Annotated in this window: 9 protein-coding genes; 1 reads left to right on the forward strand and 8 read right to left on the reverse strand. The window is 73.8% G+C overall.

The features are described 5' to 3' along the window. Positions 1–702, reverse strand: a 702-nt coding sequence (locus L2I40_RS15430; protein WP_237216093.1) for a cytochrome P450, incomplete at its 3' end; no start/stop codon positions are given. Between the two features lie 84 nt (positions 703–786). Between L2I40_RS15430 and L2I40_RS15435 the strand changes: the two genes are divergently transcribed. After that, positions 787–2,019 (forward strand): glycosyltransferase, encoded by a 1,233-nt coding sequence (locus L2I40_RS15435; protein ID WP_237216094.1) that lies wholly within the window; start codon positions 787–789, stop codon positions 2,017–2,019. On the opposite strand, the gene L2I40_RS15440 is transcribed toward L2I40_RS15435, so the two are convergent. The 7 genes from L2I40_RS15440 to L2I40_RS15470 form a co-directional block, all read right to left on the reverse strand. Next, complete coding sequence (locus L2I40_RS15440; RefSeq protein ID WP_237216095.1) at positions 2,004–2,504, reverse strand: cupin domain-containing protein; 501 nt, start codon at positions 2,502–2,504, stop codon at positions 2,004–2,006. The genes L2I40_RS15435 and L2I40_RS15440 overlap by 16 nt on opposite strands. A gap of 65 nt (positions 2,505–2,569) precedes the next feature. Beyond that, positions 2,570–3,379: a CHAP domain-containing protein gene (locus tag L2I40_RS15445; protein WP_237216096.1), complete on the reverse strand. Its 810-nt coding sequence runs from the start codon at positions 3,377–3,379 to the stop codon at positions 2,570–2,572. 362 nt (positions 3,380–3,741) lie between these two features. Beyond that, positions 3,742–4,092, reverse strand: coding sequence for a RidA family protein (locus tag L2I40_RS15450; RefSeq protein WP_237216097.1), 351 nt, complete (start codon positions 4,090–4,092; stop codon positions 3,742–3,744). Positions 4,093–4,190: 98 nt separating this feature from the next. Further along, on the reverse strand, positions 4,191–5,219 hold the full coding sequence (locus tag L2I40_RS15455) for a Gfo/Idh/MocA family protein (RefSeq protein ID WP_237216098.1): 1,029 nt from the start codon (positions 5,217–5,219) through the stop codon (positions 4,191–4,193). Between the two features lie 12 nt (positions 5,220–5,231). Next, positions 5,232–6,485 carry an MFS transporter gene (locus tag L2I40_RS15460; protein WP_237216099.1) on the reverse strand — a complete coding sequence of 418 codons (1,254 nt, stop codon included), beginning with the start codon at positions 6,483–6,485 and terminating at the stop codon, positions 5,232–5,234. 7 nt (positions 6,486–6,492) lie between these two features. Continuing rightward, entirely contained in the window at positions 6,493–6,822 is a 330-nt protein-coding gene (locus L2I40_RS15465) for a hypothetical protein (protein ID WP_237216100.1), read from the reverse strand. A 38-nt stretch (positions 6,823–6,860) separates the two neighbouring features. Continuing rightward, on the reverse strand, positions 6,861–7,265 hold a 405-nt coding region (locus tag L2I40_RS15470), incomplete at its 5' end, for a hypothetical protein (protein ID WP_237216101.1).

Raw genomic sequence — 7,265 nt, forward strand, 5'->3', positions numbered from 1 at the left:
CGCGTCCACCAGCCCGCCCGGCGCGGCATCCGCCATCAGCCCCGCGATCAGCCCGCGCATCCGCCGCGCGCGGGCGTGTGCGCCGCGCCGCTGCCAGGAGGGCAGCCACTCCGGCAGGCCGAGCAGCGCGGCGAGGTCCAGGCTCTCCACCACCTCCTGATAGGCCGCGAAGTCGCGCGCGAGTGCCTCGGACGCAGCCTCCGGCACGGCGGGCCCGAAGCTCGCGAGCATCACCACCCGCGCGGTCGCCGCCGCGACGTCGAGCGCGATGTCGCGCTCGGTGCCCGCCGCGCGCATCCAGCGCAGCGCCAGTTCCTCCGCAGCCTGGATGAAGAGCGGGTGGAACGCCTCGACATTGCCGGGGTGCAGGGGTGCTGCCACCGCCGGCCGCCGCGCGGCCCAGGTCTCGCCGTGGTTGATGAAGAGGCTGCTGCCGATCACCGGCCGCAGCGCGCCCTCCATGAAGCGAGATTTCCGCTGGTAGGTCTCGTGCTTCAGGACGAAGACCTCGCGCACCAGCTCCGGGTGGTTCACCAACACGATGCGGTGGCCGAGCAGGCGCAGGTCCATCAGCTGCGCGCGGTAGGTCCGGCGCAGGAAAAGCTCGAGCAGGTCGCGCCGCACCAGGCGCAGCGCCTCCACCGGTCCCGGCAGGCTGTCGCGCGGCGTCGGCATCGGCGGGATGAAGACGTCGCCGTCCATCGCCGACCTCTACGACCGCAGAAGCAAGTGGACCAGCGCCACGCCGTCCAGTAGTTGAGTGGCGTCGCTACAACCGAGGGTGGCATGGAGCTGGCTGGGATCGGGCTGGCTGGGGCGCTGGCTGGGTTGGGGCTGGTCGCCGGCGTCCTGGCGGCGGGCTGGCTCATCGTCTCGCTGCTCGCCACCCTGGCGACCGCGCTCTACCTGCGCGGGCTGCCCTCCGCCGCGCCGGCCGACCCGGGGCCGTTCCCGCCGGTGCTGGTCCTGCTGCCGATCCGCGCCAACGACGCCGCGGAGGTCGAGGACATCCGCGGCTGCCTCGCCGCCCTGGCGGCGCAGGACTATCCCGGACCCTGGCGGGCCGTGCTCGTCTTCGAGGACGATCGCGACCCGGCCTTCGCGCTGGCCCAGGGTCTCGACCCGGCGCGCTTCTCGACCCTCCTTGCCGGGCCCGGCGAGGGGCGGTCGCAGAAGGTGCAGAACCTGCTCGTGGCGCTCGGCACGCGGCACCCCGAGGAGCGGATCGTCGTCACCCTCGACGCCGACACGCGGCCGCAACCCAACTGGCTGGCGGAGCTCACGCGGCCGCTGCGCGCCGGCCGGGCGGAGATCGCCTCGGGCTATCGCTGGATGCTGCCGGAGGACCTGCCGTCGCGGCTCGCCGCCATCGCGGATCGCGGGCCGGCCACCTTCGCGCGGCCGCGGGCGCTCAACCTGCTCTGGGGCGGGTCCACCGCCATCACCGCGGAGGCATTGCAGACGGTGAAGATCCGCCGCGTCTGGGGCGGCGCGATGTCGGACTGCCTGTCCCTGACGCGGGCCGCGCATGCCGCCGGCCTGCCGCCCTGGACCCCGCGACGCGTGCTGGTGCCGAGCCCGACGCGGCACGACTGGGCAAGCCTTTTCGCCTTCGCGCGCCGGCAGATGCTGCTGACGCGGATCTACGCACCCTTGGCCTGGGCCTCGCTCGGCATCGGGCTGCTCCTGCCCGTGCTGGCCGTCCTGGTGCTGCTCCCGGCCGCGCTGGGCGGCGACCTCGCCGCGATCGCCGTGCTCGGCCTCGCGCTCGGCCTGCAGCAATGGCGCGCCTCGATGCGCGCCGAGGTGGCCCGCCGCGTCCTGCCGCCGGCGGATGCCGAGGCGGTGGCCCGCGCCATGCCGGGCGACCGGCTGCTGCTGCCGGTCGCGCATCTCCTGCAACTCGGGATCTTCCTGGCCTCTGCCGTCGGGCGGGAGGTGCGCTGGCGCGGGCGGGCCTATGCGATCCTCTCGCCTGGCTCCACCGCGGTGCTGGAGCGCGATCAGCCCGCCGGATAGGGGCCGCCGGTCACCGGATCGCTCGGCGGCGCCGGCACCGTCGGGATGGCGTGGAGCGCGCGCGGCAACTCGCCGGGGCGCCCGGTGTATTGCTCCGGCGGCGCGCCGGGCGGGTAGGCGCCGACCACCAGCAGGTCCGGCGTCTGGCCGAGGTTCCGGTGCCCGGTGCCGGCCGGCAGCACCACCACGTCGCCGGCCGCGAGGTCGAGCGTGACGCCGCCCTCGCCGCCCAGGCGCACCCGCACCTGTCCTGCCGCGATCGCCAGCGCCTCATGGGCGTTCGGGTGGTAGTGGTGGAAGTCGTAGATCCCGTTCCGCCAGGCCGGCTGCCAGCCGTGCCGGGCGAACAGCGCCTCGGCCGCCGCCGGGTCTCCGGCCGGCACGGCGCCGCGATGGAGCAGCACCGGCAGGCGCGGGTTGTTCGGGATGTCGTCGCTGGCCCGCAGCATCAGCCGCTCGGCGCCATCGGCCCGCTTGTCATGCATCGCCGAGCTCCTGCGCCGGGGTTTGCGCCCCGGAGGTCAGCCCGGCCGGGGGGCCGGAGGCAAGCTCAATCGGCGAGCGCCTCGGCGGCGCGGATCATGTGCAGCCGCGCATGCGGCGAGGAGGCCATCGCGACCTCCTGCAGGGCCGGGCCGCGCACCAGCAGCGTGCGCTCGCCCACCGGCCGGTTGTAGATGAAGCCGTGGGTCGGATAGGTCCGGCCGAAGGTGTCGCTGTCGTGACCGACCTGGACGCGGACGGCGGTCCAGTCGTTGCGGTCGGAGACGTCCACCACCCGCACCCCGCGCATGACCGTGCCGCGGCGGATGCCGGGGCCCGCCCAGTTGGAGTGGTCGATCTCGATCGTGCGGGCGTTCACGACCCGGCTGACCACCGCGACATGGCCGCGGCTCATGCCGCCGGAGGCCGGGAAGGACAGGATGGCGCCGCGCTCCGGGTGCTGGCCGCGGGCATAGGTGCCGGCGGCGTTGTGCCACCACTGGCGGGCGTCGCCGCTGATGTTCATGCCCGTCGCCATGCGCGCGAAGGGCACGCAGGAGAGGCCGGAGGAGATCGAGACGGGCAGGATCGGCGTGCCGGGCTGGCCGGCGAAGCGGGCGACGGCCGGCGTCAGCAGCGCGGCCTGGGCCTGTTCCTGCGGCGCGATGGCCATCCGGGGCTGGACCGAGCGGGCGGCCACGGGACGGGACTGGCTGCGCTGCGCGGTGGCGCGGGCCGGCGCCGCCTGCTGCGCTGTCGCCTGGGGCGCCCGCGCCTGCTTCTGACTCTGCCGCTGATTGGCTGCGGCGTCGGCGACCGGGAAGGTGGCCGCACCGAAGATGACCGACAGAAACACAAGCGCGCTGCGAGCCCGCATCCAGTCGTCCCCCGTTTGTCCGCCCCTGCAACGGCGATGACGCCGTTGTGTGTGATGGCGGGTAACCGCCGACCGCGGGGGTGCCAACCCGGCCGGGCGTTACACGGCGTAATCCGGCGTGATTTGTCGGAGGCGAGTGAGTCGCGGCGTCTACAATCGGCAAATCATCCTAGCCGCCGACACGCACGACATGGTGGCCACGGTGTTGCGACATCGATGCAACACACGAAACACAAGACTCAAGGCTGCCCCGAAGGGAAAAGATGGGAGCCATGCAGGAGTCGTATAGAGGCCACCCGCGCGACCGGGGCGGCGCGGGAAGGGCGCCGGCAGCGACGGCCGGCGCCCCGTTCAAACCCGCCTCAGCGGCAGGCGGTGACCATGATCTCCACCAGGTGGCGCGGATCGGCCATGTTGGCCTCCACGCAGGCGCGCGCCGGGCGGCCGGCATCGCCGAGCCACTCGACCCACACCTTGTTCATGGCGTCGCGGTCGCGGATGTCCTTCAGCCAGATCTGCGCCTGCAGCAGACGGGTCTTGTCGGTCCCGTTCGCCTCCAGCGCGGCGTCGATCTTGGCGATCACCTGGCGGGTCTGGCCGGTGACGTCCTGCGAGAGGTCGTCGGCGGTCAGGCCGGCGAGATAGACGAAGTTGTGGTACTCGACCGAGTTGGACAGGATCTGGTTGCTGCCCTGGCGGGTGATCTTGGACATGGTGCGAGCCTCCTGATGACGGCGCGCGCGCTTCTAGGCAGTGGATGCCAGGGCGGCAAGACAACGCGTCAAGACGGCGCGCCCTGCCGGGCCCGCCCTCACGCCACGGCGTAGCTGCTGCCCGAGGCCGCGGCGCCGATCATCGCCTCGAACACCGCGACGCCGTGGATCGCGTCCTCGACCGGGAGAGGGTAGGGCGCCTCGCCGCGCACGGCGGCTGCGAATGCTGCAAGTTCAGCGGCTTCGATGTCGGTCTTCGGATATTGCCGCGTCCAGCCCTCGCCTTCGACCGGCTGGAAGGTCAGCCGCTCATGCGTCTGGAGTTCCAGCATTCCCGCCGTGCCGAACAAGGCCACGCGCCACAGCCGCGGTGCGAGGGCCAGCGTCGCGAAGCCGACCGTCGCCCCGCTTTCCAGCACGCCGAGCATCGCCGTGGTGTCGTCGATGGTCGTCGAGACGCGGGCATGGCTGCGCACCGTCACCTCCCGGAAGCGCCCGGCGAGGTTGATGATCATGTCGATCATGTGGATGCCCATGCCGCCCATGCCGCCGAGCGGGCTCTCGGCGCGGTCGGCCCGCCACATCCCCGGCTTGTAGGCGAGCGCGCCGGGCCCGCTGAACTGCCCCTCGACATGCAGCAGCGTCCCGAGCGCGCCATCGGCCAGCATGCGTTTCATCTCCGCCACCGCCGGCAGGAAGCGCCGGTTGTGGCCGAGCGCCATCACCACCCCGGCCTCGCGGCAGGCCGCGACGGCGCGTTCGGCATCCGCCTTGGCCAGGGTGAAGGGCTTCTCGACGAAGACATGCTTGCCGGCGCGCGCGGCCTGGACGACCTGCTCGGCGTGCTGTCCATGCGGGGTGGCGAGCACCACGGCCTTCACCGCCGGGTCTGCCAGCACCTCGGCGTAGCTGCCGAGCAGGCGGATGCCCTTCTCCGCCGCCCAGTCCCGCGCCTTCTCCGGCGTGCCGGTCGAGCCGGCGACGAAGCGGATCCCGGCCGGCGTCCGATGACCGGAGGGCGCAGCCCGGAGGTCTGAATCGGCCGCCCCGAAATCGTTCCGCCCGTGGACGCTCTCCACCAGCACCCGGCCCCAGCGGCCCATGCCCACGATCGCGGCGTCCAGCATTCCCATTCCCCTTCAGCGGGCGGCAGGACTCGCGCCCCCGCCTTCCAACTCGCGCTCCATGCGCCCGAGCTTCGCCATGCCCCAGGCGAAGACGCCGAGGAAGAGCGCGACCGCCACCAGCGTCGGCACGCGCAGCCCGAAGGCTTCCCCCGCGGCACCCAGGGCGAGCGCACCCAGCGCCGGGCAGGCACGCGTGATCAGCCCCCAGAGGCTCAGCATCCGCCCGCGGAACTCATGCTCCGTCGCGGTCTGCAGCAGCGTCTGCACGCTGATCCCATGCACCGAGGCGAAGCCGCCGATCAGCGCCGCCGCCAGCATCCCGAGCGGGAACCAGCCCGTCGCCACGAACAGCCCCGTTGCCGCGGCCTGCGCCAGCGCCGCCCAGACCGCGAGCCGCGTCGTGCCCTCGAGCCGTCCGCGGTTCGCCACCCACAGCCCCGCCACCAGCGCGCCGATGCCGAAGCAGGCGGTCAGGATCGCCAGGCTCTCCGCCCCGCGGCCGAACAGCCGCTCCACGAAGGGCGGCAGGATCTCCTGCACGCCGCGCAGCAGGATCGCGCCGAGCGCCGCATAGAGCAGCAGCGGCCCGATCCCCCGGTGCCGCGCGGCGTAGGAGATGCCCTCCACCACCTCGCCCCAGAGGCTCTTGGACACCGGGTGGCCGCGCCGCTCGGCCGCCGCGATGCTCAGCAGCGGCAGCGTGGCGCAGGCGATGAGATAGGCGACGGCATTCGCCCCGATCGCCGGCACCACGCCCCAGATCGCGATGATGGGCCCGGCGAGCGCGGGGCCGATGAAGCGCGCGATGCTGAAGGTCAGGCTGTTGCACGCCACCGCCGCCGCAAGATCGCCGCGCGGCACGATCCCCGGCATCAGCGTCTGCCGCGCCGGCTGCGCGAAGGACGCGGCGATGCCGCCCGCAACCTCAAGCACGAGCAGCAGCCCGATGCTCATGTGCCCTGCCGCCGTCACCCCCGCGATGACCGCCGCCTGCAGCCCGATCGCCGCCTGCGCCGCCATCGCCAGCCGCACGCGGTCCACCCGGTCCGCGACGGCGCCGGCGATGGGGGAGAAGATGACCGCCGGCGCCAGGTCGCAGAAGGCGACGACGCCGACCCAGAAGGCGCTCCGCGTCAGCTCCCAGGCCAGCCAGGCCACCGCGATGCGGTGCATCCAGAGGCCCGTCCAGGCGACCAGCGAGCCGCCGAAGAAGATCCGCGCATTGCGGTGCGAGAGCGCGCGGCCGAGGCCGCCGAGCGCGGCCACCGCGGCGTCAGCGCCGGGCCGTCCGCGCCCCGGCGAGGCAGTCCTGGATGATCCGGTCGCGGTCCATCTGCGCCATGGCGCGGTCGTTCTCCGCCCGGCTGAAGGGCGCGACCGTCACCGTGCCGCGGCCGCTCTCCGTCTCGTCGGCGCGCATCGTCTGGCCGCGCTCGCGGAAGCTGACGACCCGGTCCGCCTCGGCGCGGCAGGCATCGACCGAGGCGTCGCGCTCCCCGCGCGGCGCCCCGCCCATCGGCGGCACCGGCAGGGGCTGCGCGCAGGCCGCGAGCAGCAGGGGCAGGACCAGCAGGGCTGGACGGCACATCGGGCGACGGGGCATCGGGCGCGGATCCGGAGTGTGGCGGGCGGGTTCGCGGCTCAGGCGGAGGCCCGCGACGCGAGTCCGCGCGACAATAGCCGCCGAAGGGCCATCGCGTCGAACCTTGCGCCGCCATCGAGCGGCATCGATGCCGCAGCCCGGACCAGCGCGGGATGCAACTCGATCCCCTCGGCGGTCAGGTCGAACATGCCGGCGAGCCACGGCGCGCGGGCCAGCACCTCGATCAGCGCCAGCAGCCGGAGGCAGAGCGCAAGCCCCGGCAGCGTGCCGAGATCGGCGCCGCGATCCACCGCCTCCGCCCAGCAGCGCGCATCGGCGTCGGCGATGGCGATCACCGTCGGCTCCGCCTCGGCCCGCTGGAACAGCAGGGTCCGCGGCGGCCCCCAGCGCCCCGCCGCCGCGCCCGCGCGCGCCGCCTGCCAGGCGGCAAGCAGCGCCTCCGG

The organism is Falsiroseomonas oryziterrae, from assembly GCF_021864505.1.
Taxonomy (GTDB): domain Bacteria; phylum Pseudomonadota; class Alphaproteobacteria; order Acetobacterales; family Acetobacteraceae; genus Falsiroseomonas; species Falsiroseomonas oryziterrae.

Coding starts and splice junctions, on each gene's coding strand:
- L2I40_RS15440 (WP_237216095.1), bottom strand. CDS start 2,504: ATGCATGACAAGCGGGCCGATGGCGCCGAGCGGCTGATGCTGCGGGCC.
- L2I40_RS15445 (WP_237216096.1), bottom strand. CDS start 3,379: ATGCGGGCTCGCAGCGCGCTTGTGTTTCTGTCGGTCATCTTCGGTGCG.
- L2I40_RS15450 (WP_237216097.1), bottom strand. CDS start 4,092: ATGTCCAAGATCACCCGCCAGGGCAGCAACCAGATCCTGTCCAACTCG.
- L2I40_RS15455 (WP_237216098.1), bottom strand. CDS start 5,219: ATGCTGGACGCCGCGATCGTGGGCATGGGCCGCTGGGGCCGGGTGCTG.
- L2I40_RS15465 (WP_237216100.1), bottom strand. CDS start 6,822: ATGCCCCGTCGCCCGATGTGCCGTCCAGCCCTGCTGGTCCTGCCCCTG.
- L2I40_RS15435 (WP_237216094.1), top strand. CDS start 787: ATGGAGCTGGCTGGGATCGGGCTGGCTGGGGCGCTGGCTGGGTTGGGG.